This window comes from Streptomyces sp. NPDC058335 (genome assembly GCF_042723915.1).
Taxonomy (GTDB): Bacteria; Actinomycetota; Actinomycetes; order Streptomycetales; family Streptomycetaceae; genus Streptomyces.
In genome coordinates, this window is the sequence record NZ_JBHXHX010000021.1 from 32,748 (window position 1) to 58,709 (window position 25,962).

General features: G+C 71.5%; 26 protein-coding genes. 21 read left to right on the top strand and 5 right to left on the bottom strand.

Annotated features, from left to right (window positions below; genetic code table 11):
* Nucleotides 1-92: 92 nt before the first annotated feature.
* Nucleotides 93-473 carry an S-adenosylmethionine decarboxylase family protein gene (locus ACFWJX_RS32625; protein WP_383249926.1) on the top strand — a complete coding sequence of 127 codons (381 nt, stop codon included), beginning with the start codon at nt 93-95 and terminating at the stop codon, nt 471-473.
* Nucleotides 474-504: 31 nt separating this feature from the next.
* Here ACFWJX_RS32625 and ACFWJX_RS32630 read toward each other — a convergent pair whose 3' ends face one another.
* Both ACFWJX_RS32630 and ACFWJX_RS32635 read right to left on the bottom strand, forming a co-directional pair.
* Entirely contained in the window at nt 505-1,200 is a 696-nt protein-coding gene (locus ACFWJX_RS32630; protein ID WP_383249927.1) for an alpha/beta fold hydrolase, read from the bottom strand.
* A 13-nt stretch (nt 1,201-1,213) separates the two neighbouring features.
* Nucleotides 1,214-2,287, bottom strand: coding sequence for a PIG-L deacetylase family protein (locus tag ACFWJX_RS32635; protein WP_383249928.1), 1,074 nt, complete (start codon nt 2,285-2,287; stop codon nt 1,214-1,216).
* A 106-nt stretch (nt 2,288-2,393) separates the two neighbouring features.
* Between ACFWJX_RS32635 and ACFWJX_RS32640 the strand changes: the two genes are divergently transcribed.
* From ACFWJX_RS32640 to ACFWJX_RS32655, 4 genes are read left to right on the top strand one after another with little or no spacing between them, the layout of a single operon-like run.
* Nucleotides 2,394-3,038, top strand: a complete 645-nt coding sequence (locus ACFWJX_RS32640; RefSeq protein ID WP_383249929.1) for a hypothetical protein — start codon at nt 2,394-2,396, stop codon at nt 3,036-3,038.
* Nucleotides 3,035-3,781, top strand: coding sequence for a 4'-phosphopantetheinyl transferase family protein (locus ACFWJX_RS32645; protein ID WP_383249930.1), 747 nt, complete (start codon nt 3,035-3,037; stop codon nt 3,779-3,781). Before ACFWJX_RS32640 ends, ACFWJX_RS32645 begins: the two co-directional genes overlap by 4 nt.
* Nucleotides 3,782-3,835: 54 nt before the next feature.
* Nucleotides 3,836-5,578 (top strand): B12-binding domain-containing radical SAM protein, encoded by a 1,743-nt coding sequence (locus tag ACFWJX_RS32650; RefSeq protein ID WP_383249931.1) that lies wholly within the window; start codon nt 3,836-3,838, stop codon nt 5,576-5,578.
* Entirely contained in the window at nt 5,575-6,522 is a 948-nt protein-coding gene (locus ACFWJX_RS32655; RefSeq protein WP_383249932.1) for a Gfo/Idh/MocA family oxidoreductase, read from the top strand. Before ACFWJX_RS32650 ends, ACFWJX_RS32655 begins: the two co-directional genes overlap by 4 nt.
* On the opposite strand, the gene ACFWJX_RS32660 is transcribed toward ACFWJX_RS32655, so the two are convergent.
* A complete protein-coding gene (locus ACFWJX_RS32660) occupies nt 6,504-7,565 on the bottom strand; it encodes a radical SAM protein (protein WP_383249933.1) in 1,062 nt (353 codons plus the stop codon). The genes ACFWJX_RS32655 and ACFWJX_RS32660 overlap by 19 nt on opposite strands.
* A gap of 343 nt (nt 7,566-7,908) precedes the next feature.
* On the opposite strand from ACFWJX_RS32660, the gene ACFWJX_RS32665 reads away from it, so the two are divergent.
* From ACFWJX_RS32665 to ACFWJX_RS32735, 15 genes are all read left to right on the top strand, one after another.
* Nucleotides 7,909-8,997 carry a 3-dehydroquinate synthase family protein gene (locus ACFWJX_RS32665; protein WP_383249934.1) on the top strand — a complete coding sequence of 363 codons (1,089 nt, stop codon included), beginning with the start codon at nt 7,909-7,911 and terminating at the stop codon, nt 8,995-8,997.
* A gap of 8 nt (nt 8,998-9,005) precedes the next feature.
* A complete protein-coding gene (locus ACFWJX_RS32670) occupies nt 9,006-9,863 on the top strand; it encodes a shikimate dehydrogenase family protein (protein ID WP_383249935.1) in 858 nt (285 codons plus the stop codon).
* The gene (locus ACFWJX_RS32675; protein ID WP_383249936.1) at nt 9,860-11,011 is read left to right on the top strand and encodes an aromatic ring-hydroxylating dioxygenase subunit alpha; all 1,152 of its coding nucleotides are present in this window, start codon (nt 9,860-9,862) and stop codon (nt 11,009-11,011) included. The genes ACFWJX_RS32670 and ACFWJX_RS32675 overlap by 4 nt, the downstream gene beginning before the upstream one ends.
* A gap of 94 nt (nt 11,012-11,105) precedes the next feature.
* Entirely contained in the window at nt 11,106-11,357 is a 252-nt protein-coding gene (locus ACFWJX_RS32680; protein WP_020129798.1) for a phosphopantetheine-binding protein, read from the top strand.
* Between the two features lie 19 nt (nt 11,358-11,376).
* Nucleotides 11,377-12,123, top strand: coding sequence for an FkbM family methyltransferase (locus ACFWJX_RS32685; RefSeq protein WP_383249937.1), 747 nt, complete (start codon nt 11,377-11,379; stop codon nt 12,121-12,123).
* 40 nt (nt 12,124-12,163) lie between these two features.
* Nucleotides 12,164-13,891 carry a carbamoyltransferase gene (locus ACFWJX_RS32690; protein ID WP_383249938.1) on the top strand — a complete coding sequence of 576 codons (1,728 nt, stop codon included), beginning with the start codon at nt 12,164-12,166 and terminating at the stop codon, nt 13,889-13,891.
* A 22-nt stretch (nt 13,892-13,913) separates the two neighbouring features.
* Nucleotides 13,914-15,122 (top strand): DegT/DnrJ/EryC1/StrS family aminotransferase, encoded by a 1,209-nt coding sequence (locus ACFWJX_RS32695; RefSeq protein WP_383249939.1) that lies wholly within the window; start codon nt 13,914-13,916, stop codon nt 15,120-15,122.
* Nucleotides 15,122-16,192, top strand: a complete 1,071-nt coding sequence (locus tag ACFWJX_RS32700; protein WP_383249940.1) for a Gfo/Idh/MocA family protein — start codon at nt 15,122-15,124, stop codon at nt 16,190-16,192. Before ACFWJX_RS32695 ends, ACFWJX_RS32700 begins: the two co-directional genes overlap by 1 nt.
* On the top strand, nt 16,189-17,409 hold the full coding sequence (locus ACFWJX_RS32705) for a DegT/DnrJ/EryC1/StrS family aminotransferase (protein ID WP_383249941.1): 1,221 nt from the start codon (nt 16,189-16,191) through the stop codon (nt 17,407-17,409). The genes ACFWJX_RS32700 and ACFWJX_RS32705 overlap by 4 nt, the downstream gene beginning before the upstream one ends.
* Nucleotides 17,402-18,061 carry an HAD-IA family hydrolase gene (locus tag ACFWJX_RS32710; RefSeq protein ID WP_383249942.1) on the top strand — a complete coding sequence of 220 codons (660 nt, stop codon included), beginning with the start codon at nt 17,402-17,404 and terminating at the stop codon, nt 18,059-18,061. Before ACFWJX_RS32705 ends, ACFWJX_RS32710 begins: the two co-directional genes overlap by 8 nt.
* Nucleotides 18,058-18,531 carry a type II 3-dehydroquinate dehydratase gene (locus tag ACFWJX_RS32715; protein WP_383249943.1) on the top strand — a complete coding sequence of 158 codons (474 nt, stop codon included), beginning with the start codon at nt 18,058-18,060 and terminating at the stop codon, nt 18,529-18,531. The genes ACFWJX_RS32710 and ACFWJX_RS32715 overlap by 4 nt, the downstream gene beginning before the upstream one ends.
* A complete protein-coding gene (locus tag ACFWJX_RS32720) occupies nt 18,528-20,678 on the top strand; it encodes a class I adenylate-forming enzyme family protein (protein WP_383249944.1) in 2,151 nt (716 codons plus the stop codon). Before ACFWJX_RS32715 ends, ACFWJX_RS32720 begins: the two co-directional genes overlap by 4 nt.
* A complete protein-coding gene (locus ACFWJX_RS32725) occupies nt 20,675-21,640 on the top strand; it encodes an ROK family protein (protein WP_383249945.1) in 966 nt (321 codons plus the stop codon). Before ACFWJX_RS32720 ends, ACFWJX_RS32725 begins: the two co-directional genes overlap by 4 nt.
* The gene (locus tag ACFWJX_RS32730; protein ID WP_383249946.1) at nt 21,637-22,509 is read left to right on the top strand and encodes a glycosyltransferase family 2 protein; all 873 of its coding nucleotides are present in this window, start codon (nt 21,637-21,639) and stop codon (nt 22,507-22,509) included. Before ACFWJX_RS32725 ends, ACFWJX_RS32730 begins: the two co-directional genes overlap by 4 nt.
* Nucleotides 22,506-23,909: a condensation domain-containing protein gene (locus tag ACFWJX_RS32735; protein ID WP_383249947.1), complete on the top strand. Its 1,404-nt coding sequence runs from the start codon at nt 22,506-22,508 to the stop codon at nt 23,907-23,909. The genes ACFWJX_RS32730 and ACFWJX_RS32735 overlap by 4 nt, the downstream gene beginning before the upstream one ends.
* 113 nt (nt 23,910-24,022) lie before the next feature.
* Here ACFWJX_RS32735 and ACFWJX_RS32740 read toward each other — a convergent pair whose 3' ends face one another.
* Nucleotides 24,023-24,421: a hypothetical protein gene (locus tag ACFWJX_RS32740; protein ID WP_383250035.1), complete on the bottom strand. Its 399-nt coding sequence runs from the start codon at nt 24,419-24,421 to the stop codon at nt 24,023-24,025.
* Here ACFWJX_RS32740 and ACFWJX_RS32745 point away from each other — a divergent pair.
* Nucleotides 24,305-25,537 carry a condensation domain-containing protein gene (locus ACFWJX_RS32745; protein ID WP_383250026.1) on the top strand — a complete coding sequence of 411 codons (1,233 nt, stop codon included), beginning with the start codon at nt 24,305-24,307 and terminating at the stop codon, nt 25,535-25,537. The genes ACFWJX_RS32740 and ACFWJX_RS32745 overlap by 117 nt on opposite strands.
* A 34-nt stretch (nt 25,538-25,571) precedes the next feature.
* Here the strand turns inward: ACFWJX_RS32745 and ACFWJX_RS32750 are convergent, their stop codons facing one another.
* A complete protein-coding gene (locus ACFWJX_RS32750) occupies nt 25,572-25,877 on the bottom strand; it encodes a phosphopantetheine-binding protein (RefSeq protein WP_383249948.1) in 306 nt (101 codons plus the stop codon).
* Nucleotides 25,878-25,962: the final 85 nt, after the last annotated feature.

Genomic DNA, 25,962 nt, shown 5'->3' on the forward strand with positions numbered 1-25,962 from the left:
TCGACCTCGCCGACCTTCCGCTTCGACCACGCAGACCAGCACAGATCTATGTGAAAGGAGACGGGGGCAGCGATTCGTGACCCCGGTTCCCCATGACTGACTCCAGCAGTGTCGCCACCGAAGACATAAGCGTCGACGAGCTGTGCTCGTACGCAGTCGATGTATGGGTGAGTAACCACAGTATTCTGACCGACGAACAGCGCCTTCTCCAGGTGCTGCGTACGGCCGCGGAAAAGGGAAACGCCACGGTGCTCGGTGAGGCCTCGCATGTCTTCCCGAATGGTGCCGTCACCGCTATCCTCCTGCTTTCTGCCTCGCACCTGAGCATTCACACGTGGCCGGAATTCAGCCTCGCCAACGTCGACTTGCTCGCCTACGGCCGTCTGAACGGCGAACGGATGATGCAGAGTGTGGAAATGGGTCTCTCCCCCACGAGGATCAACGTGACGCGCATGCTGCGCGCGGTGCACTGACCCGCCCACCGGCCCACTCCACCCGCACTGTTCACAGCCACCCCGACAGCGACGTGAGGAACGCGTCGAAGCTGTCCCGGTGGATCGCGTGTGTGGCGTCCGGCACGGTCCGCACCTCGAACCCCCGCCGTGTCAGCTCCGCCCGCATCTCACCGCTCACCAGCGTGCTCGGCTCCGCCGCCTGGACGAGGGAGCGGACGACCGGCTTCTCCGGTGTGTGATCGGCGGCACGGTACGCGGAGAGGGCGAGCGCAGATCTCTCGTCCCAGGCGTCCAGGGCTGCCAACTCCGCCGCGACCTGCCGCTCTCCCCACTCCGGGCGCAGACTTCGGATCAGCAGCCGAGGCGCGCGTTTGAAGAGGGTGAAGACGGCCGGGTCGAGGGTGCCGTCCGGGCCGCCGAGCCGCCAGGCCGGCTCCGAGTAGACGGCACGCTCCGGCTCCAGGTCCGACACCGCGAGCGCCAGGGCCAGTGCGCCGAGCGAATGGCCCAGCGCCAGCTCGGGACCGCGGGGCAGCGTCTCCAGCAGGTCCTCCGCGAACAGGTGCGGCGCGTATGCCCCCCGGGCGCTGCCGCCGTGGCCGCGCAGGTCGACGGCGACCACCCGGTAGCCCCGACCGGTCAGGACCGGGACCAGCTCGTGCCAGGTGCGGTGGTCGGCCATGAGGCCGTGGACGAGGACGGCGATCCGGTCGCCGGTGCCCCACTCCCGGGTGTGCAGCAGCATGCGGTGGCCGCCCTCACCCGGCCGCGGCGGCTTCGTCCGCCGCCGTGGTCGCCAGGTCCCCGAAGGCGCCGGCGGACGCCGGCAGTGCCCAGAGGCGTTCCGCCCACCCTGGCGCGCCGAGCTGCCGGCCGTGGCGGACGATTCGTCTGGTGACGGCTTCCAGCACTTGGAGCCGGTAGGGCCACAGCGCCTCCTGCTTGGTGCGTGCTACCGCCTCCGACCCCGGGATCAGCACCGGGACCAGCGCGGTCGGCCCCGGGCCGACGGCGAGCCGGCCGGCCTCGGCCTCGGCGTCCGCGAACAGCGAGTACGGCATGTCCTCGTAGAAGGCGACCCGTTCGGGCTCCAGCACCTTTCGGGCGATCAGCTCCAGCGCGGCCTGCCGGGTCAGGACGTGGTCGACATGCCCGCCCACGGCCAGCGGTACGAGCACCAGGGAACCGCCCGCCACCTCGGCGGCCAGATCGGCGGTCACGCGCTCGAACAGCTCGGGCTCCGTCGCGCGGGCCGCCGCCATATCGTGCGGTTCGAGGAAGTACCCCTCCCGCCAGGCGGAGCGGTCGGCGGCGTCCACCTGGCCGAGCACGGTCAGCTCCGCGCCGAGCACCCCGCACGCCACCCGCTCCTCCTCCAACAGCAGTCGGGAGGCGAGAGCGGGACGGCTCCGATAGTAGGGGCGGCGCGTCCAGGTCTCCTGGGAGAAGACGTCCACCACCCGGCCGCCGAACCGGGCGAGCAGCCCGCCCAGGGCCAGTTGGGCATCGTCCGGGTGGGGAGAGAGACAGATCAGGGCGCGTGAGGGGTACGGGCGCGGCGGCGGAGCCGCGACCACCAGGCCCGCCGCGTACCAGCCGGCGATCAACTCCCGTTCCAGGGAAGGCCAGGAGCGGTACGGCCGGGTGCCGTCGCACGCGTGCCACAGTTGTGCGGCCGCCGCGGGAAAGAGGTCCGGATCGACCGGTTCGCCGAGGAACCGCACCTCGGTGCCGTCGAACTCGGTGTGCGGCAGCCGAATCGGCCGGTCGTCCGCCACGAGTGCGTGCGATGTGCGCCTGACCAAGGGGGCGGGGGAGGGGCGCTCTGGCATGCGCAGGAGTGTAGACCAAGGGTCGATCATGGAACTATGGGAAGGGAACGACGGGAAGAACACACGACAGGTCTGTGATCCGCACGCGACGAGAGGCACGAACAGCATGTACGTACTCACCCGGGGACTTGGTGCGCCGGAGGCCGTCTGCTTGCGGGAGGCGTGTGAGCGCACCGGACTGCCGCTGAAGGAGCCTGCGGCGCGGGACCCGCGGGGAATGGCCGCGCACGTCGCCGACGATCTCCTCGTCGCCTTCGTGGCCGCCGAGGCGGACGGCTCGGCTCCGCTCGAACTGCGCGAGATAACCCGTGAAGGCGCCTACGTCGTCCTCGTGCAGTCGGCGCCGACCGCCAAGGGCACGCTGGCAGCGGTCCGTTCGGGGGCCGGCTTCGTCATGGCCGCGCCCCTCGACGTCGAACGCCTCGTGCCGTTCCTGACCTACCTGCGGGACGTCGCCGCCCCGGCGTCCGCCCAGGTCCTCGACCTGGACGAGACCGGCATGCTCACCACCCCGTCCGCGTCCGTGCGGCTGTCCGAGGCCGAGGCGAAGGCGCTCCGCGCGCTCGCCGACCGCCGGGCCGTCATCGTCCCCCGGCCCGATCTGCTGCGGCTGACCGGCGAGGACCCGCGGGACGTCATCGAAGCGCTGCGGGCCCGGTTCCGGGAGGTGGGCTCGGGCGCCCAGATCCTCAAGGTGCCGCACATGGGATTCCGGCTCGTCGGGGAAGTGCGGCTGAAGGCCACCGCGTGACAGGGGCGGACCGCCCGCCGCGCCCCGTGCAGGTGTGGTGGGGCCGCCTGCCCGACGCGCGCCCCGGGCTGGTGGGACTGCTCGATCCCGTGGAACTCGGCCGATACGAGGCGACGGTCGACCCCGCCAACAGGCTCCGCTTCCTCGGCGGTTGTGCCATCAGCCGACTGGCGCTCGCCGAACTGCTCGGCCTGCCGCCCGCCGACGTACCCCTGCGGCGTGTGTGTCCGCGCTGCGGCGGACCGCACGGCAAGGTCACGCTCGACGTACCGGCGGGGAGCGCCCACGCGGACGTCCGCTTCTCCGTCTCGCACAGCGGCGACGTGATAGGGGTCGCCGTCTGCCGCGGCGCGGAGGTCGGGCTCGACGTCGAGGACGGTGCCGGCGCCGATGTGGAAAGGGTGGCCCCCCGTGTTCTCGGCGACACGGAACTGGCCGCCCTGCGCGCCCGCCCGCCCGCCGAACGGCACGCGGCCTTCCTGCGCTACTGGACACGCAAGGAATCCGTGCTGAAGGCGATCGGCGTCGGCCTGCGCGTTCCGCTGCGCCGACTGCAGGTGTCGGATCCCGCGCTGCCACCGGCCGTGCTGACCTGGCCCGAACAGATGGATACCTGCCATGAAGTGCGCATGGCGGATACGGTGGTCGGCACGACGCACCCCGCGTCGGTCTCGGTGACGGGAACGACTGAAGTGACACTCGTGCGGCACGACACCTCGGCGATCCTCCGGGCGTGGCGGTGATTCCGCTTCTTTGCATCGACTTCTTTACGGACCACGGGGAAGGGTTAGGGTCATATGTCGGACGTCGTGCTGTTGACTCCGCGTGAGATAGCCACCGGAGCACTCAGCCTGAACAACCAGAACGTGACCGTCACCGACGAGGAGTACGTCAAACTCGACCCGGCACTGCGGATCTTCTACGAGAAAGTCCGGGAGAACCTGGGTCTGGCCTGCATCACCGGATACCTTCGGAACGCCGGACACTCCGTCACCTCGCTGAACCTGCACGGCCGTACGCCCAGCGACGAGGCCATCATCGACCTCATCCGCCGGGAGCGCCCCCGCTTCGTGGGCATCAGCATCATGTACGACCTGCACATCATCGACGCCATCCGGCTCATCCGGTGCGCGCGGATCGCCGACCCGGACGTCTTCATCGCCATCGGCGGCGCCTTCTGCACGTACAACGCGAAACTCATCGCCGAGCAGGTGCCCGAGGCCGACTGCGTCACCTTCGGCGAGGGCGAGTTGACGGTCGTGGGCATCATGGACCGGCTGACCTCCGGCGCCGACTGGCGGGAGACCCCCGGGCTGTTCTACCGCGACGGCGACCGGGTACGCAGCAGCGGCATGCCGGTGCTGCCCGACCTCGCCAACCTCGTCTGGCCGGCCCGTGACGTGCTCGAGTACCACCGGGCGGCGGGCATCGCGACGCCCGTGGCCTCCACGTTCACCAGCCGTGGCTGCCACGCCAAGTGCACCTTCTGCTACGCACCCCGCCAGCCCGGAGTGGTCGACGGCTTCTGGCGGATGCGTCCCCCCGCTGACGTCGTCGACGAGATCGAGTACCTGCAGAGAGAGTTCGGCACCCGCTTCATCTGGTTCAACGACGACAACTTCGGCGGGGCGTTCGGCGACGGTTTCGCCCACGCCGTCGAGTTCGCCGAGACCGTCCTCAGCCGTGGTCTGAAGTTCCAGTTCCACTGCGAGTTCCGGGTCGACTCCGGGCTGATCGACCACGAGGCCCTGGACCTGCTGCACCGGGCGGGACTCTCGTCCGCGCTGCTGGGCATCGAGTCCGGGTCGCCCGGCATGCTGCGGCGGTTCAAGAAGGGCACCACGGTGGCCTACAACCTGGACGCCGCCCGCATGTTCAAACGCAAGGGCCTCGGCCTTGACCCGGGCTGGATCATGATCGAGCCGAGGACCACCATCGACGAGCTGTGGGAGAACCTCGAGTTCATCGTGGCAGCTCGCATCCACGAGGCGGACAACCCGTTCTTCCTCATCAACCGCGCGATCGCACTGCGCGGCACCGAGATGTACGACAAGATCGAGAAGCCGCTGCCGCTGGCCGACATCGAAGGCATGGAGGGCGCCGCCTACGAGATCCTGCGCACCGCTCGACGTGACTACCAGGTGCCCGACCCCCGCGTCGAAGCCCTGTGGAGCGCCTGGAGCGAGGTCGGCGAGGAGATCAGCGACCGCAAGGAGAACGTCCTGCCGTTCATCGCCCAGAAGATCGCACTGGGCGCCCGCCGGCTACGGGGCACGGAGCACAACCCGCGCGCCTTCCTCAGCCGGCTGCGGGCCTGGCGCAACGGGCTGCCGGAGCTGTTCCTCGCCTTCATCAACTACGGACTCGTCCTCGCCGAGACCGACCCGCCGGACCTGGGCCCGCGGCTCACCGCCGACCTGCGGGACCTGGTGGCCGACTACGACGCCGAGCACCTCGGCGAGTCCTTCGAGGACTTCGGCGAGCGGGTGGAGCGCATCTGCGGCGCCGAGGCCCTCGTCGCGGCGGGAGCGGGCCGATGACCCTGCGGTACGGAGTGGTCGGCTGCGGTCGCGTCTTCCAGCGTTACCACCTGCCCGTCGTCACCGACCACGAGGAGTACACCCTCGTCGCCGCCTGCGACACCGACGCCGACAGCGCGCGCTCGGTGCTCGGCGCGGCGGCCGACGGCGTCCTGGTCACCACCAGCCTGGAGGAGTTCCTCACGGTCGGCAGGCCGGACGTGGTGGCGGTGTGCACCCCCAACGACGCCCACACCGAGCCCGTGCTGGCGGCACTCGCGGCCGGGGCGCACGTCCTGTGCGAGAAGCCGCTGGCCGCCGACCTCTCTCAGGCGCGCCGGCTGGCCGAGGCAGCGGGCGCCGACCGGCTCGCGGTCAACCTGCCCTACCGCTTCCACGAGCTGGTGCCGGCGTTCCTCAAGGCGCTGCCCGAGGGCCCCTGCGAGATCACCCTGACCTTCACGACGGCCGGCCAGCGGCTGTGGCGGCCGGTGACGAACTGGTACGGCGATGCGGCGCGGGCCGGCGGCGGGGCGCTGGTCGACCTCGGCGCGCACGCCCTGGACCTGCTGATCACTGTCTTCGGCCGGCCTCGCCCGGTCTCCTGCCGGGTCGACGCGGCCGGTGTGGAGGAGCGGGTGATCGCCGATCTGGAGTTCCCGGCCGGCCCCGCGAAGCTGCGCATAGATCGCCGCAGCCGGGTCATGGGCCTCACCCTGGAGGCCACCGCGGCCAACGGCGAGAGCACCGTGCTGGACCTGCGACGCGGCGAGGTCCGCAGCGCCGCGGGCACGGTCACGGCCGAGGACCGTCGGCCCGAGCTGGCGGCGATCCGCGGCTTCCTCGACACGGTGGCGGGCCGGGCCCGGGGCCGCACGGTGGCCCCGGCTCAGGCGTTGGAGGTGCAGGAACTCATCGCGGCGCTGTACGCCGACGCCGAATGCGATCAGGAGCTGGCGCTCTGAGCGACTCCCTGCCCGGTTGCGGGAGCGCCGGAGATGACCGGCCGGAAGGTCTCCTTCAGCTCCCGCAACCGGGCGCGTGAGCGCTCCCCCGAGTACAGGTGCGTGGCGCCGATCTCCTCCTCCGTGATCCGGTCCAGGAAGAACAGGTTGATGACGTCGGACGGCGTGGCGCACGTCTTGCAGAAGCTGAACCGCGGCCGGTCGTGCATGAACAGGTCGTAGTGCTGGTGGGAGCCGTACTGGTCGAGCAGCAGCTTCCGGTCCTGCGCCAGGTTGCCCATCGGTTTGACCCAGGCGTGCGGGCATGCGGAGACGTCGCCCTGGCCGAAGAGCTGGGCCATCGTCGCCGTGACGAAACAGCCGAGGGTGCGCACGTTCGTCTTGAGCTGCTCGGCCATGTGCTCGACGTAGGCGCGCGGCGGCAGGACGTCCGCGAACTCGTCGTAGTGCTCCACCAGCGGCATCAGGTGGTCGCCGGGCGGCGGGCCCATGCGCTCGGCGGTGTCGCCGCGCACGGGGAAGAAGTACAGCGTGGTGCTGCCCGCGACCTCGTCGCGCAGATACTGGGCGAACTCCAGCTGGCCCGCGTAGTTGGCGTCGGTGAGCACCGACTGGATGTCGATGCGCAGCCCGGCCTCTGCCGCCGCGTGGAGACTGCGCATGATGACGTCGTGCAGCTTCGCCTGCTTCGGGGGCAGCCGGTGCCGGTTCAGCTCCAGCGTGTGCCCGTCCAGGGAGATGTTCAGCTGGACGTTGCCCATCGCGGCGAGCGCCTCGATGCGCCGCTCGTTGAGGAACACGCCGTTGGTGATGACCTGGACGGTCTCATAGCGGCGGCTGGCCTCCTGGACGAACTCGGTGGACCCCTTCAGCCAGAAGAACTCACCGCCGGAGAGCCGCAGAATGGGCGCGTCCACGTGCTCGTGGTACATGTCGAGTATCTCGTGCCAGTCCTGACGGCGGTCGGTGGTCAGGCGCAGCCGTGCGTCGGGCACGTTCATGAGGAGGTTGTACTCCTCGGTGAGGCAGTAGGAACAGCGCATTTGGCAAAGCTGTTCCTCGATGACCATGTCGTTCATCAGGAACGGGAGTCGTCCGCCTTCGGCCGCCGAGGCGGTAAGGGCGGCACGAAACTTTTCCTTAAGGCGCATGTAAGTCCCCGATTTGCGGTCGGCTTGGAATTTGCGGTACAGGTTCGCTCGACCGGTCAACACTAACCGCTCGTCAACCCCACGGCCATAGCCCCTACTTGCCGTCGCCCCAGCGCCAAATGCCCTGTACAGGACCGGAACTGGCGGTTTTCCCTCGTCAGGGGTGGACCTTGATCCGCACCTGTGCGTAGCATGCCGTCGGTCAAGGCCGGACAGGCACGGGGGCACCGAAGGCATGAGCGTAATCCGTTCACGGGCGGGGAGCGGGGGGACGGAAGCCCGTGCCCGCCGTATCGACGTCAGGCTGAAAGACCACGGCTACGCCGTCCATGTGGGACCCGGCGCCCGCCGACTGCTGCCCGCCGTCCTGAGGGAGCTGGGTGTCGGCCGCGTCGCCGTCGTGAGCAGCGTGCCGGAGAGCGAACTCCCCGACCCGGGGGTGCCGTTCGCGGTGGTGCCGGTGGTCGACGGCGAGCGGCACAAGACGCTCGCGTCGGTCGAGACCTACTGCCGCGCCTTCGTCGGGGCTGGGCTGACCCGGTCCGACGCCGTGATCGCCTGCGGTGGCGGCACGACCACGGACACCGTGGGCCTGGCCGCCGCTCTCTACCACCGCGGAATCAAGGTGGTGCACCTGCCGACGACCCTGCTCGCCCAGGTCGACGCCAGCGTCGGCGGCAAGACCGCGGTCAACCTGCCCGAGGGCAAGAACCTGGTCGGCGCCTACTGGCAGCCCAGCGCGGTGCTGTGCGACACGGACTTCCTGCACAGCCTGCCCCGGCGCGAACTGCTCAGCGGTTACGGGGAGATAGCCCGCTGTGCGTTCATCGGCGCCGGCGATCTGCGCGGGCTCGACCTGACCGAGCAGATCGTGGCGAGCGTCACGCTCAAGGCATCGGTCGTCGCCCGCGACGAACGCGACCAGGGCCCGCGCCACATCCTCAACTACGGCCACACCCTCGGCCACGCCATCGAGCGCGCCACCGACTACGCCTGGCGACACGGCGAGGCGGTCGCGGTCGGCACCGTGTTCGCCGGGCTGCTCGCGGGCCGGTTGGGGCGCATCGGCGGAAACAGGGTGGCCGAGCACCAGGAGATGGTGGAGAGCTTCGGGCTGCCCACCTGGCTGCCGTCCGGCGTGCCCGTGACAACCCTGGTCGAGCTGATGCGCCGCGACAAGAAGAAGGGGCAGGACGCCGACTCCACGCTGACGTTCGTCCTGGACGGCCCGAGCGGGGTCGAGTTGGTGCCCGGCGTCGACGAGCACGTGGTCTCCTCCGTCCTGGCGGACATGCCCTCGGGCCCCGCCCCCGCCCCGGCCTGAGGAGCGCCATGTCCGACGCCCTGCCCGGCCCGAGCGCGATATCGGGCACGACACGGCTCTACGTGGTCCTGGGCGACCCGGTGGCCCAGGTGCGCGCCCCCGGCCTGCTCAACGACCTGTTCGCGCGCACCGCGCGGGACGCGGTGCTGGTTCCCGTGCACGTCGGCCCCGACGGCCTGGGGGAGGTGATGCGCGGACTGCGCCACATGCACAACCTCGACGGCATCCTCGTCACCGTGCCGCACAAGATCGAGGTGTGCCGGTACGCCGACCTGCTGGGCCCGGCCGCCGAAGTGGCCGGCAGCGCCAACGCCCTGCGCAGGAACCCCGACGGGACCTGGCTCGCCGACAACTTCGACGGGGCCGGCTTCGTCCACGGCCTGCGCGACAACGGCCACGACCCCGCCGGCACGACCGTCGCCCTGGCCGGGGCCGGCGGCGCCGGACGGGCCGTCGCCGCGGCCCTGCTCACCGCAGGCGTTGCCCAACTCCGGTTGTACGAGCCCGACTCCGCCCGCCAGGAGGACGTACTGGCCCGCCTGGACGCACGCTGGCCGGGTCGCGTGCGGGGCGGCGTGGAGGGCGACTTCGACGGTGACGGCGACCGCGTCGACATCGCGGTGAACGCGACCCCGCTGGGGATGCGCCCCGGTGACCCGCTCCCCTTCGACCCGGCACGCCTGCCGCGTAACTGCGTGGTCGCCGACATCATCATGAAGCCGGCCGAGACCGCCCTGCTCAAGGCCGCCAGGGACAGCGGGCGGCCCGTGGTGCACGGCCGCCACATGCTCGACAGCCAGGTGCTCCTCTACCAGGAGTTCTTCGCATTGCACGCATCGGAACGAAACGGGAGGTGGGAGCCGTGATCGACCACGCGCAGGCCGTGGCCCTCGCGCAGCGGGCCCTGGCGCACCTGGAGGCCGGCACGACGGACCAGGCCGAGGACGTGCTGCGGGTCCCCGTCGCGGAATACCTCGACCCCGAGCGGTGGCGGCGGGAGGTCGACCTCGTCTTCAAACGGGTCCCGCTCGCCCTCGCGCTCTCCGTCGAACTCCCGGGCGCCGGCTCCTACAAGGCCCTGGACGTCCTGGGCACCCCGGTCCTGCTCACCCGCGGACAGGACGGCGTCGTACGGGCGTTCCTCAACGTCTGCCGCCACCGCGGCGCCCAGCTCTGCCCGGCCGGAACCGGCACCCGGCACCGTTTCCGCTGTCCCTATCACGCCTGGGTGTACGACGACCGGGGCGCACTCGTCGCCGTGCACAAGCCCGCGACCTTCGGGGACGTCGACACCGGGGAGCTGGGGTTGCGGCCCCTGCCCGTCACGGAGAGCCTCGGTTTTGTCTGGGTGTGCCTCACCCCGGGCGCCACGATCGACCTGACCGCCTGGCTCGGTGACTACGCGCGCGAGCTGGAGCGGCTCGAACTCGACAAGTGGCATGTGTACGAGCAGCGCGAACTGGCCGGTCCCGGCTGGAAGGTGGCCTTCGACGGCTACCTGGAGAGCTACCACATCCAGGCGCTGCACCGCACCACGTTCGCCCCGACGTCCACCTCGAACCTGATGGTGGTGGACTCCTTCGGGCCGCACCAGCGGATCCTGTACCCGGTCAAGTCGCTGAAGACGCTGCGGGACATCCCGGTCGAGAAATGGGAACCCGCCGCGCACTGCGGCACGGTCTACACCGTCTTTCCCAACGTGTCGATCGCCGGCGCCTGGGAAGGACACGGAGTGGTCTCCCAGATCATGCCCGGTCCGGGTGTGGACCGGAGCCGTACCGTGCAGACCATCCTGACGCGCGTGCCACCGGTCACCGAAGAGGACCGGCGCTACACGGCGGAGTTCAGCGAACTCGTCGAAAGAGGCGTGGCGGACGAGGACTATCGCACCGGATTCGACGTGCAGGCGGCTTTGCCCTCGGGGGCGAATACGCACTTTGTCTTCGGACGCAACGAGTTGGCGTTGCAGCATCACCATCGCTGGCTCGACCGTCTGCTTGCAGACGCCAACTAGGCCGCTGGCGAGGCATTTTGAAGCCTGGTCAGGATGGACAGCTTCTGACCCACCGACTAGATTGTCACCTGTCCGAACGAATGAAAGGCTGTCTGTGAACCGCGACGAAGTGCTCCAGGAGATCCATCAAATCGCCAAGGAGTTTGCCGCCTCCAGTGGTCGCACGGTGAATGAGAACAGCAGCAACTTCCTCGAAGCCTATGGATTCACCTCCCTGGACGCGCTGGAGTTCCTGCTTCTCCTCGAGGAGCGCTTCGGTGTGACGTTCGAGGACGAGGACCTCACCGAGGACACGCTCACCTCCGAGGACCGCCTGGCCGACTACGTCGTCGAACGTCTCGGCTGAGTCCCGGGGGACTCGGTATATGACACCCTCCAAGCTGACGGAGGTCGCTGAGGGGTTCTCCGTGCACGCCGTGAGCGCGCTGGACGCGCGCTTTCTTTACCGCGAGATGTTCGAAGGCGGAACCTACGCCGGTATTTCCCTTCCCGACGAACCGTTCGTCGTCGACGTCGGGGCGAACATCGGGCTGTTCACGCTCTTCGTGAAGCAGCGGCGGCCCAAGGCGCGCATCGTGGCCTTCGAACCGTTGCCCGAACTCGTCGCGGCTCTGCACGCCAATGTGGCGGAGTTCGGCCTCCATGACGTGTCCGTGCACGAGACCGCGCTGGGCAGCACGGAGGCGGCCGACGTGTCCTTCCGCTACTACCCGCTGCTCCCCAGCAGTTCGACCTTGTACCCGCAGGATCAGGGGCAGTTGAGGGAACTGCTGGGTAGGAGCTTTCCGCCGCGGGTCGTGGAGCGGATGTTCCAGGGACGCGAGATCACCGTCAACGTCGACCGGCTCTCCCGCCACATCGGTACCGACCGCCCCGTCGACCTGCTGAAGATCGACGCGGTGGGCTCCGAACTGGAGATCCTGCGGGGTGTCGACGCGGACCTGCGCCCCCTGCTGCGCAACGTCTTCATCGACGTCCAGGACGTGCACGGCCGGGTCGACGAACTCTGCCTGTACCTGCGGGAGATGGGTCTGGAGCCCAGCGTCCTGAAGCCGCCGATGGCGGACGGGGAGGACACACTGAACTACCTGATCCACGCCGTGCAGCCGTGACACAAGGAATCCTGCGAACTCGAAGAGGGGAAACACGGGGATGCTGACGCTCGGCCTGGGCGGGTCCAACCACGACTTCGCCGCATGCCTCGTCGCCGACGGCGTCATCGCCGCCGGAATCGAGGAGGAGCGGGTACGCCGGGTCAAGTACTCGGTCGGAGTCAACTCGCTGTTCAACCAGTCGTGGCGGTACTGCCTCGACATGGCACAGGCGCGTCTCGCCGACGTCGACGTCATCGTCGCCGACGACACGCTGCTGGCGCCCGCCTACTTTCCCTTCCGTAAGCGCATCCACCTGATACGCCATCACATGGCGCACGCGGCCAGCACCTTCTTCCCCTCGCCCTTCGAGCGGGCGGCCATCCTCGTGGTCGACGGAGCGGGCAGCCTGATCGACGACCGCGGCGTGGAGACCCTCACCACCGCCGTCGGCGAGGGCACCACCATCACCGAGCTGTCCAAGGTGCTCGGCACCGACTGGTCCACCGACGGCCTCAGTTCGCTGCGGGTCTACCAGGCCGGCGACAGCGACCACTCCCTCGGCTACATGTACAAGGCGGTCAGCAAGGCCATCGGCTTCGTGCTGTACGAGAACGAGTACGAGGGTCGCCACTGGTACCTGTCCGAGGACGGCAAGACGATGGGCCTCGCGCCCTACGGCACCCCGCGCTACTGCAAGGAGTTCCGCGAGTACCTCACGCTGCTGCCCGACGGCGGCTACGAACTGCACCTCAAGAACGGCGGACTGCTCGACTTCATCGAGCACGCCCTCGACGGCTACGAGGGCGACGAACGCTTCGCTCGCGCCGCCGACCTCGCCTACGCCGCCCAGGACACGCTGGAGGAGACGCTCCTGCACGTGGCCCGGCGGCTCCACGCCGACACCGGGCTCACCGACCTGTGCCTGGCCGGCGGCGTCGCGCTGAACTGCGTGGCCAACGGCCGTCTGCTGCGCGAGACCCCCTTCGAGAACGTCTTCGTGCAGCCCGCCGCGGGCGACGGCGGCTGCGCCGTCGGCAACGCCTACTACGGCTACCACGTCATCGCCGGACAGCTCCGCGAGGCGCCCGCCCGCACCGCCCAGCGCCACGCCTACCTCGGCCGCACCTACGGGGACCCCGAGGTGCGGGCCGCGCTAGACGCCTCCGGACTGCCCTACCGCAAGGTGGACGAGCCGTCCCGGATCGGCGCCGAACTGCTGGCGCAGGGCAAGCTGCTGGGCTGGTTCACCGGCGGGTCGGAGTTCGGGCCGCGCGCCCTGGGCCACCGCAGCATCCTGGCCGACCCCCGGCGCGCCGAGATGAAGGACATCATCAACGCCCGGGTCAAGCACCGCGAGCCCTTCCGGCCCTTCGCCCCGGCGGTGCTGCGCGAACACGCCGCCGACTACTTCGACCTCGACATCGAGTCGCCGTACATGCTCATCGTGGCGCCGGTCCGGCCCGAGAAGCAGGGCGAGGTCCCGGCCATCGTGCACGTCGACGGGACCGCGCGTGTGCAGACCGTCACAGCCGAGGACAACGGCGCGTACCACCGACTGATCTCGCACTTCCACCAGCTGACCGGAGTTCCGGTGGTGCTCAACACGTCGTTCAACGACAACGGTCAGCCGATCGTGGAGACGCCGCAGCAGGCCCTCGAGTTCTACGGCGGCAGCCGGCTGGACTGGATGATCATGGAAGACTACGTGGTGGCGCACTCGGCCGACGACCTGGACGCGTTGGCGTCGTCCCAGTCGTCGGCGACCGGCAGCCCCGCCACCGACTGACACCGACTGAGAGGGACACACAGTGGCTCTGGCACTCGACGGTGGGCATCCGGTCCGCCGCCACGACTTTCCGGCCTGGCCGTACCATGACGACACCGAACGCGCGGCGCTGATCCGCGCGGTCGACCAGGGCCAGTGGTGGCGAGTCGGCGGCAGCGAGGTCACCTCGTTCGAGGCGGAGTTCGGCGCGTACCACGGCGGCACGACGCTCGCCGTCACCAACGGCACGCACGCTCTGGAGCTGGGCCTGGAGCTGCTGGGTCTGCAGCCGGGGGACGAGGTGATCGTGCCCGCCTTCACCTTCATCTCCACATCGATCGCCGTACAGCGGGCGGGCGGCGTCCCGGTCCCGGTCGATGTGGACCCCGTGACGTACTGCCTCGACCCGCGGACCCTGGACGCCGTCCGCACGCCGCGCACCCGCGTCGTCATCCCCGTGCACATGGCCGGGCACGTCGCCGACATGGACGCCATCGGTGCCTGGGCGGCCCGGCACGACGTCGTCGTCTTCCAGGACGCCGCACATGCGCACGGCGCCGTCTGGTCCGGCCGGCGCATCGGTGACTTCGGTACGCTCGCCGCCTTCAGCTTCCAGAACGGCAAGCTCATGACCGCGGGCGAGGGAGGGGCGCTGCTGCTGCCGTCGGCGGAGCGGTTCGACGAGGTGTTCGCCCGGCACAGCTGCGGCCGGCCCATGGGTGACACGAACTACGAGCACCGCACCCCGTCGTCGAACTACCGCATGACGGAGTTCGCCGGCGCGGTCCTGCGCGCCCAACTCGTCCGGCTCGCCGAGCAGAACGCGCGCCGCGAGAGCCGCTGGAAGACCCTGTCCGCGGCGCTGCGCGAGATACCCGGTGTGGTCCCGCAGGGCCGTGACCCGCGCTGTGACCTCAACCCGCACTACATGGCCATGGCCGCCCTCGACCCCGCCACGCACCCCGGGACCGACCGCGACCTGGTGGTCAGGGCGCTGGTCGCCGAGGGCATCCCCGCCTTCGTCAACTACCCGCCGGTGTACCGCACGCAGGCCCACGAGGCGCTGCGCGGCAACGGACTGCCGGACACCGCCGAGCTGGCCGAGCGCAACCCGGTCAGCGAACATCTGGGCGCGCACGGCTTCTGGCTGCACCACCGGGTGCTGCTCGGCACGGACGCCGACTGCGCCGACGTCGCCGAGGCAGTGGCGAAGGTGCTGTCCGAACTGGCGGGGAAGAAGCGTTCCGCTTGATGAGGGTCGCCGTTGTCGGGCTGGGCTGGGTGGCCCGCGAGGTATGGCTGCCGCGGCTGGTCAAGCACCCGGACTTCGACGTCGTCGCCGTGGTGGAGCCGCGGTCCGAGGCCGTCGAGCGGGCCGGCGCCCTGGTGGCCGGGGCACGGGTGTACGGCGGACACGAGGAGCTCGGGCGGGGTGAGGCCGACCTCGTCTTCGTCCTCACCCCGAACCACACCCACGGCGCTCTCGCGGGCCACTTCCTGCGCCAGGGCCTCGCCGTCTTCCTGGAGAAGCCGACCGGCACCGACTTCGGCCACCTGCGGCTCCTCGAGGACGCGGCCCGCGACGGCGGGGGACGGCTGCTGCTGTCCACCGCCGCCCGGCACCGCGCCGACGTCGGGGAGCTGGCGCGCCTCGTCGCCGACGGGGCGCTCGGCACGCCTCGGCTCGCCGAGCTGAGCTGGGTCCGCTCCCGGGGCATTCCCGGCAGCGACTGGTTCGCCCGCCGGGAGACGGCCGGCGGTGGCGTCCTGGTCGACCTGGGGTGGCACGTCATCGATGTCCTGCACCACCTGTGGGGCGCCTCCGGCGTGCGCCACGCCACCGCCCTCCCCTTCTGCGACTTCCTCACGCGCGAAGGCTGGGGCGCCGACTGGCACGCCGACGGCGTCGCCCTCGGCACGGCCGATGTGGAGGACCAACTCACCGCCCTGGTGGCCACCGAGCGATACGGCATGTACCTGCGTTTCGCCTGGGCGTCGCACGAGGCGGTCGACCGCACCCGGCTGGTGCTGCACGGCACCGCGGGTACCGCCGAGCTGACCACCACGTTCGGCTTCAGCCCCCGGCGCGTGGCCGAACCGACGCTCACACTCCGCCAGGAAGGCGCCGAGCGCCGGGTGCCGCTGCCCCCGGCCGGCGTCGGTGACGAGTACGACCTGCAACTCGACGCGCTGGCCGCCGAACTGGCCCGGACCGACGCCACGGGCCGGGCCCTGCGCGAGGCCCGCGAAGCCCTGGTCGTGGTCGAGGCCTGTTACCGCGCCACGTCCGCCGACTGGACAGCACCGGAGACGAATTCATGACTGCATCCCTGTCCGAGCCCACGGCGCTGCGCTACGAGCCGCTGCGTGGCCTGGCCCTGTGGGGCGAGGAGGAGAAGGCCGCCGCGCTGGACGTGCTGGAGAGCCGCTCCCTCTTCCGTTACTACGGTCCCGCGCTCCAGCGCCGCGTCGAGCGCTTCGAGGAGCGGTTCGCCGCCCTTCACCAGGCGCCCCACGCGGTGGGCGTGTCCTCCGGGACCGCCGCCCTGACCTGTGCACTGATCGGCCTGGGGATACCTGAGGGCGGCGAGGTCATCGTGCCGTCAGCCACCTTCATCGGCTGCGTCAACGCCGTCGTCGCCGCGCGTGGCATCCCCGTCTTCGCCGACATCGACGAGTCGCTCACCCTCGACCCCACGGCCTGGGAACAGCTCGTCACCGAGCGGACCTTCGCGGTCATGCCCGTCCACCTGAACAACGCCGCCGCCGACATGGACCCCATCCTGGCCGTCGCCCGCAAGCACGGCATCCGGGTACTGGAGGACGCCGCCCAGGCCTGCGGGGTCAGCTACCGGGGGCGCCCGGTCGGCTCGATCGGCGACGCGGGCGCCTTCAGCTTCCAGCTGGAGAAGAACATCACCGCCGGCGAGGGCGGTGCCGTCGTCACGACGGACCCCGACGTCCACGACCGCGTGGTCCGCTACCAGGACCAGGGCGGGCAGTTCACCACCTCGCGCAGCGGCGAGCGCGGCGGCGCCGCCGGCGAGGCCTTCCTCGGCGCCAACCTGCGGATGACCGAGATAGCCGGCGCCCTGCTGTCCGTACAGCTGGAACGGCTCACGCCCATGCTGCGGCGGCTGCGCGACATCGCCCGTGTCGTCCGCGCGGACCTCGCCGACCTGGCGCTCGAGTGGCGGCGGCTGCCGGACGAGGAGGGCAGCGGCGGCGATCTCACGGTCCTGCTGGACAACCGCATGGCCGCCCGCCGGTTCGTCACCGCGCTCACCGCGGCCGGCATCCCCGCGGCCACGCTCTACTCGGGCCGCCTGGTGCAGCAGAACCCCGCCGTCCGCGCCGGCCGCACCCCCTGGGGCGTCGCCTGGGACGCCACCGCGCGCCTGCGCGCCAGCGAGGCCGTCCTGGGCCGGTCCGTCACCGTCGGACTCGGCGCGACCATGACGGACGACGACGTCGCCCATCTGGTGGCGAGCCTGCGGACCGCGGCCGACGCCGCCCGAAAGGGAGCGAACGGTGAGTGAACTCTGGCCGCGGGCCGTCGTCCTGGACCTCGACGGCGTGCTCATCGACAGCATCCACGTGATGCGCAGGGCTTTCCAGCGCGCGTACGCCCTCACGGTCGGCGACGGCGAGGCACCCTTCGAGGAGTACCTGACCCACCTCGGGCGGCACATGCCCGACACCCTGGCGATCATGGGCCTGCCCGCCGGGATGTACGAGCCGTTCGTCGTCGAGAGCCGCAAGCTGGTCCACGAGATCGAGCCCTGCCCCGGCGCCGCCGAACTGCTCGCCGGACTGCGCGAGGCGGGCGTCCCCACCGCCGTAGCCACCGGCAAGACCCACGGCCGTGCCGTCGAGGCCCTGGCGGCGACCGGCCTGCTGAGCCTGCTGGACGCGGTGTGCGGCAGCGACGAGGTGGCGCACGGCAAACCCGCTCCGGACATCGTCCTGCTCGCCCTGGAGAAGATCGGCGCCGCCGCCGAGGGCGCCGTCATGGTCGGCGACTCCGCGCTGGACCTCCGGGCCGGCCGCGCGGCCGGCACCCGGACCGCCGCCGGCCTCTGGGGCCAGGGCGACCGGACGGAACTGCTCGCCCACCAGCCCGATCTGGTGGCCGGCTCGTGCGCCGAACTGGCCGCCCTGCTGCACCGCCGTGAAGGGATCCCCGCGTGACCACCGCCTCCACCTCCCGTGACCTCCTGCTGCTCAACGGCCCCAACCTGGGCACGCTCGGCACGCGCGAACCCGGGGTCTACGGCACCACCACCCTCGCCGAGGTGGAGGAGGCGGTCGCCCTGCGGCTGGCCCGCGCCGGGTACGGACTCCGCTGCGAACAGCACGACGGCGAGGGCGAGTTGATCCGCGCGCTGCACAAGCACCGGGACACCGCCGCCGCGATCGTCAACCCCGGCGCCCTGATGATCGCCGGCTGGAGTCTGCGCGACGCCCTGGCCGACTACCCGGCGCCCTGGGCCGAGGTGCACATCTCCAACGTCTGGGCCCGCGAGTCCTTCCGGCACAACTCCGTCGTGTCCCCGCTCGCCGTGGGCGTCATCGCGGGCTTCGGCACGCACGGGTACGAACTCGCCGCGGAGGCACTGGTACGGCGGCTGGAGACGGCGGCGCAGGGCACGGCGAGGTGACCGCCCGGGATCTGTGGCAGGAGTTCTCCCGGGCGGACCTGAACCCGGACGCGCTCGCGCTCGGCGACCTGACCCGCCGTACGGCCGTCGCACGCGTGACGGAGCTGGCGGAGCGGCTGCGCGCGCAGGGCGTACGGCCCGCGGAGGCCGTCGGACTCCAGGGGCCCAACCAGCCGGAATGGGTGCTGGGCCTGCTCGCGCTGACGGCTGCGGGCGCCTGCCCCCTGCTGCTGCCCGCGGACTCGCCACCGGCGGAGAGCCGCAGGCTGCTGAGGACCGCGGGGGCCCGCCGGACACTGGTGGCGGACCCCGACGGGGCGGAATGGGCGGTGCTGTCGACAGAGGATCACTGGGCGGACGGAGGGCTCGCCGATGACGGGAAGGCCGTCGGTGACGCAGCCTCCGAGGCAGCCGCCCACACCCCCGGCACGGTTCTGCTCGCCTCCTCAGGGTCCACCGGCACGCCCAAGGTCGTCGCGCGGTCGCCGCGTTCCGTGCTCGACGAGGGGGTGCGCTACCACCGCGCGGGTCTTGCGCGGCCCGAGGACTCCGTACTGCTGCCGTTGCCGCTGAGCCACGCCTACGCGTTCGGCTGGCTGGCCGGCGCGCTGGTGGCCGGGGCGCACGTGGACCCGGTGCCGCCACGTGCCGTCGGCGCCGTACACGCGCGGCTGCGGGAGCGGGCGACGGTCCTGGTCACCGTGCCCGGCCTGGCCCGTGTCCTGGCGCGCCGCAGGGCCCTGGCCGACGACGCCCCCTTCCCCGCGCTGCGCCGGGTGATGGCCGGCGCCGGATACGTGGAAGCCGAGCTGGACGCGCTGTGGACCCGCACACTCGGTGTGGGCGTCTCCCGCAACTTCGGCTCCAGCGAGACGGGCGCCGTGCTGTGGGGGGAACCGGGGCTGCCGTCGGGAGCCGTCGGCCGTCCGATGCCGGGCGTTCGGATCGACCTGCTGGACCCCGACGGCACCACCCTGCCCGGCACGGGCGCGGCCCAGGGAGAACTCGCCGTCGTCCTGGAGGACGGCTCCACCCACCGCCTGCACGACCTCGCCGATCGCGACGAACACGGCGTGCACCGCATCCTGGGCAGAGCCCGGCTCGGAGTGGTCCGGCGCGGGGCCCGCTGGGTGTCCACGATGGAGGTGGAGTCGGTGCTGCGGGCGGCCCCGGGCGTCGCCGACGTCTCGGTGACGGCGACAGGACCGGACGACTCCGACGACCAGGGCCTCACCGTCGAGTACGTGCCCGCCGACGCCGAACTGGCCGCGCCGCGGCGGGTACAGGCGTACGCCCGCGCCGAGCTGGCCGCGTACAAGGTGCCCGACAGCTTCCAGCCGCGCTACCGGCTGCGCCGGTCCGCCGTCGGCAAGGCGCAGGCGGCCCCCGTGTACCGCCTCGCACACGCGGCCGCCCGCCCGGACGCTCCGGCCGAGCAGGTCCTGGCGGCGGCCCTCACCGAACTCGGCCTGCCCCCGCTCCTGGCCGACGGCGGCACCGCCGCCGACCTGGCCCGGACGGCAGGGCTGCGCGCGGACGTGCTGTCGCCCGTGCTGGACACCGCCTGCGCGCTGGGGCTGTTGGTCACCGACGCCGGGTCGGCGGGTCCGCCCGACCCCTGGGCGTACCCCACGGACGTCGTCCCGGCCGGCCGGGTGCTGGCGGCCCGGGTGCGCGGGGACGCGGCGGGCGAGGGACCGCGGCTGCCGACCGCGCTGGCCGGACCCCCGCCACCGGACGCGCGCCTGCGCGCGGCCGTGGAGGGGCTGCTCGCCGAGGCCGCCGTCGACGGTGCGCTGCTGGAGATCGGCGACGGCGGTGCCCCGCCGTCGGCCGACGCGGAGTACGCCGCCTGCGTGGTCCTCGGCGGCGTCCACGGCCCGGCCGCCCAACTCGGAGCGCTCGCCGCGCTGCTGAGGCCGAAGGGACTGCTCGTGGTGGTCGACGCCTTCGTGCCCGACCCGCTCGCCCTCGCCGACGGGACGAGCCGTACGACGGTCGTCCGCTGGCTGGTCGACGGACACCTGCACTGGTGGACTCCACAGGAGCTGCGGGCGGGCCTGGAGGCGGTGGGCCTGCGGGTGGAGGAGAGCCGCGGTACCGAGCAGGCGCCGTACACGATCCTGACCGCCCGGAAGCCGTCGTGACCAGCACGCGCCCGTTCACGGACCCTGCTGCCGCGGACCGCGTCCTCGCCGTGGACATCGGCGGCACCAAGCTCGCCCTGCGCGCCGTGGCCGCCGGTGCGGCCGTGCACGAGCGCACCGTCCCGTGGCCCGCCGGCGGTGACGCGGGAAGCCAGTCGGATCTTCTGGAGACGTCCGTGGCCGAGGCGATCGGCGCCCTGGGCGGAGCCCCCGCCCGTATCGGCGTGGCGGCGGCACCCAACGTCGGTGCCGACGGGCGCGTCGTGAGCTGGCCCAGCCGGCCCGACTGGGTGGGCCGTTCGCTGCGCGCGCCCTTCGTGGGCAGCGGCGCCGAGGTTCTGTTCGGAGACGACGCGACGCTCGCCGGGCTGGCCGAGGCCCGCTCCACGGGCAGTCGGGACCTGGTCTACCTGGGCATCGGCACGGGCGTCGGCGGCGGTCTGGTCAGCGGTGGCCGACTGCTGACCGGCGCCTGGGGCACGGCCGGCGAGCTGGGCCACCTGGTGGTCGATCCGGAGGGCCCGCGTTGCCGGTGCGGCACACGCGGCTGCCTGCAGGCCGTGGTCTCGGCCGAGGCTCTGGCCGCCCACGCCTCCGCGGCGCGTGGACTGACCACGACGACCGCCGAGTTGGTGGCGGGCGTGGAGCGCACCGAACCCTGGGCGGAACGCACTCTCGACCACGCGGCGGACGTGATCGCCCGCGCGTTGCGGATCCTCGTGGAGCTCGTCCAGCCCGCGCACGTCACCATCGGCGGCGGTCTCGGAGCCGCGCTCGCGCCCCTGCCCGGCCGGGTCGCGCGGTGCCTGTCCGCGACGGTCCGCCCGGGGCGGCCGCTCCCCGAGGTCGGGCCGGCCGTCCACGGTCCGCACTCCTCCCTCGCCGGCGCCGCCCTGCTCGCCGCCCACGGCCCGAGCCTGCTCGCCGGAGCGGACCAGCTCCACGAGGGGAGCCCGACATGACCCGGCCGGCGGCCAGCGTGGTCATCCCCACCCGCGACAAGGCGGACAGTCTGCGGCTGGTCCTGACCTGCCTGGCCCGGCAGATGTGCTCGGAGACCCACGAGATCGTGGTCGTCGACGACGGCTGCACGGACGGCACCGCCGACGTCGTGGCGGCCGCCGCCGCACGGCTGCCCGTACGCACGGTGCCGGGACCGAGGGCGGGCCGCGCCGCCGCCCGCAACGCCGGGGCGGCCGCGGCCCGCGGCGGCCTGCTGCTCTTCCTGGACGACGACATCCTGCTCCCGCCGACGGCCCTGGCCGCCCACGTCACCGAGCACACCGGCCGTGAACCCGCCTGCGTCCACGGTCCGGTCCGCGAACTTCCCGGCGCCCGACGCCTGTTGGCGACCGAGCCGGACGAACTTCTTCCCGATCCCCATGCGGCGGCGACGAGCGGCCGGTTCGGACGCACGGTGGCGAACGCGCTGGAAACCCTGGTGATCCGCATGGCCGAAGGTGAACTGGAGCCGGTGGCACCATGGCTGACCTGCATCGGAGCCAACACCTCCATGCCCTACGGGCTGTGGGAGCGATCCGGCGGCTACGACGAGACCTTCGGTACGACATGGGGGTGCGAGGACCTCGAACTCGGTCTGCGCCTCTGGTCGTCGGGGGCCGGGATGCGCCTCGCGCCCGCCGCGCCCGGCGTGCACCTCACCCACGAACGCGCAGATCGCTGGGAGCAGCACACGGTGAACCTCACCCGGTTCACCGAGAAGCACCCCGTGCCCGCCGTACGCGCCCTGCCGGAGCTGCTCGGCCCCGCGGGAAACACCCGCAGGTACGTCACGGCCGTACGCATCTTGGAAGAGAGCGCCCTCCCATGAGTCACCGACCCCCGGCCCACCCTCCCTCGGCCGGTCTCACCCCGCTGCCCCTGTTCTCCCGCCAGGACTGGTGCTGGGAGTGGACCCGCAGCTACACCGGTGACTCCCCGCCGATCGAGTCGTCCGAGACCCTGCTGTTCCGGGGCCCGCTCGACACGGGAGCGCTGCGGGACACGCTGGCCGAGATCGCCACCCACCACGAGGCACTGCGCCTGCATCTCGCGGCAGCCGCCGGGCCGGACCCGTCGGCGGCCTGGCCCGGACAGGCTCTGCGGCCCACGCCGGGGCCGCTGGACACCGTACGGGTGGCGCCGCAGGAGAGTGCGGCGGAGGTGACGCGGATCCTCTCCCGGCCCCTCGATCTGACGGACCGCATGATGCGCACGACCCTGGTGCGCACGGACGAGGAAGAACATCTCCTCGTCGCGCAGTTCCACCATCTGATCTTCGACGGTACGTCCCACCTCCTCTTTCGGGACCTGCTCGCCCATGGCTACCACGAGCGTGTCGCACCCGGCCACGGCACCGCCAAGCGCCGTGCCGATCCCTCGAGTTACACCCGGCTGATCAGCCGGGAGCACGCGCCCGAGGCGCGCTCGGCCCTGCGCGGGCGGACCGCCGCCCTCGCCGGGGAACTGTTGGCGTACGGTGCGGCGGACCCGCTGGCGGGTGATGCCGGGGCGGTCGTCGCCGAGGCGGAGTTCGGCTCCCTACCGCTGACACTGACGGCCGAGGAGACCCGGCTGTTGCTGCGGCGCTCACGAGCCGAGCGCGTCACGCTCCACACCGTCCTGCTGGCGGCCCTGAGCCACGCGGTCTCCACGGAGTACGAGCGTGACCGGCTGCTGGGTTCCGTCTACACACATGGGCGGACCTCCGCCGGTACCCGTGAGACGCTCGGTCTGTTCAGCAACGTGGTCCCGGTTCCGCTCGAGACGGGGCGCCAGCCCCTGCCCGCGTTCCTCAGAGCCGTCCACGACAGCGTCCAGACGGCCTCGAACTCCGCCGACCTGCCGCTCAGCGAGATCGCCTCCCATGTCCTGGACCGCCCGCCGGGCGACGGGGCGTACTACCGCAGCGCTCTGGCCCACCTGGAACTGCGGCTGAGCGGAGTGACCGGCTGGCTGGCGGAGGAGCCGAACCGCCCGCTGCCGTTCCCTCCCGGGCTCGCCGTGACCCCACAGGGCCTCTACCCCGACCACCCGCTCCCGGTCTTCGCCGGCCCCGAGCAGGCGCTGGCGTGCGCCAGCACCCTCTTCGCCGACCTGGAGATGGCGGACGGGGTCCTCACCGGCTCGCTGTGGTACGAGAACCATTACCACGACGCCGGAAGAGTGGCACGAGTGGGCGGGATATTCAGGCACTTCATACAACGATTGATCGAGCAGGGCGATCGGTGATGTCCCACCGGAAACGGATGCCGCGAGGGGACAATGCCGAAAGACCTCACGGGCTATCGGGAACCAACACGACTTCAAGCAGGTTTTGTTGACGGGGATCACCCGGCCTGAAATCATTCCTCTGCCACCAACCGGGTGGCAGAGGAAACCCTCCTGAAAGATGGGAAGTCGAGATGACCAAGGTCAACTCCGTAAGCCTCGCCCTGATCAACCTCGAGCAGCTGCGCCGTCAGGCCGCCGCCGAGGCCAAGTAAGACCACCGACGAGTGCCGCACGGGGAGCAACGACATCTTGTGCGGCACTCGGCGCACCTTTGGGCGACGGAGCACATGGACCAGCGGAGCGGAAGTGCGTACGCCACGGCATTGAGCCGTCAACAGCAACGGCTCTGGGAAGTGGAATGCGTTGTTCGGGGAAGCGCGCTGCTGCATACCGGTATTGCGCTGCGCCTCGACGGAATACTCGAAGAGAAAAGGCTTTCTCACGCCGTGAGCGCCGTCTTTCGGCGCCATGAACTACTCAACACGGGCTTCCGTGCGGACGGCGAAACGCTGACCCTGGGGCCGGCCGCCCACCACGAGCTGCGTGTCCTGCACCGCCCGGACCTGTGGGCCGGCCAGGCCGGTCACCTCGCCGAGGTACGTCGAGCGGCAGCCGCGGCCCACGCGGAGATCTTCCCCCTCACCGGCGAGCCTCTGGCGCGCGCCGACCTCACGCTCCTCGGCGACGACAGCGCCGTCCTGCTCCTCACCTTCCACCGGCTCGTGATGGACCTGTTCTCCCTGCACCAGGTGGTGACGGACCTTCAGGAGGCATACCTGCGGGGGCCGGCCGAGCCGCCGGCACCGGCCGACCGGTACTCCGAAGTCCTGGCGTCGCGCGAGCACCGCAGGTCCGGCGACTGGGAGTTCTGGCGCACGGAGCTGTCCGACTTCCCGACGCCGTGGATCGGCGAGCGACGGCCGGAGCCGGGCTGGCTGCCGGACGGCGCCGAGCTGCGCGTTCCCCTCGCCCCGGACCTGACCGGCCTCGTCCGGGCGAACGCCCGCGCCGCGCGCTGCACGCCCACGGTGTTCGTCACCGCCGCCGCGGCCCGCCGGGTGCTGGAGCGCTCCGGGGCCGCAGACCTGGTCCTGGCCACGATGTCCGCGAACCGCATGAACTCCGATGCGGTGGGCCCGCTCGCCCAGGCGGTCCTCGTCCGCGTCGGCCCCGCGGCCCCGTACGGTGACCAAGGGGTGCTCGCCCAGGTGCGGCGTGGGCTGCGCGAGGGAATGGCCCACCAGGGAGTGGAGTTCGAGGAGATCGTCGATCTGCTCACGGACGGGATGGGCGTCGCGCGCGACGACCTGGCCCCGCTGAGCGTGAGCGTGACCGGTGACTCCTGGCAGAGTTCAGTGGCGGGGCTCGCCTTCAGCCCCTTCGACCTGGACGACGACCAGGGCGAAGGGCCGGACGAGGGCGTCGCCGGGCCGGTGGTCCGCCCGTCCCAGCTGGACCTGGAACTCAACCTGTCCGCGACACAGCCGCAGTTGGTCCTCACCTACGACCGCCGGTGTTTCGGCGAGGAGTGGTGCGAACGGTTCGCGGCCGACCTGCTGGCCGACCTGGCGACCGGCCGCGGCTGACCGGACGGCCGCCCGGCCGGCCACCTCCGCTCGGTCAGGCCGACGCGCCACGGGTGCGGTCGATCGACTCCAGCCCGAGCCGTCGTACGTCCCCGAAGCGCGCCTCGTTGAGGAGCGCGGTCATCAGGGTGACGTCCAAGTCTTCGACGCAGGGGGCGGATTCGGCGGCCAGCGAGGCGATCCGGGCCGCGTCGATCGAGGTGCCTCCGGCGTCGTAGAAGTCCGAGTCCTCCTCAGGGAGGGAGCCGAGCACGCCGTGCCACGCCTGCGCGAGGGCCGCCGCGAGGCCGTCGAGTCCGTTCGGACCCCGCTGCGTTGCCGAGGTGTCCACATCCGCCATGGGGTGAACATAGCGCAGCGCGTTCAGCCCATTCGGAGTTTTACCGTTGTGCGGCATGACCGCTGCGACGCGTGGCCACGCCCTG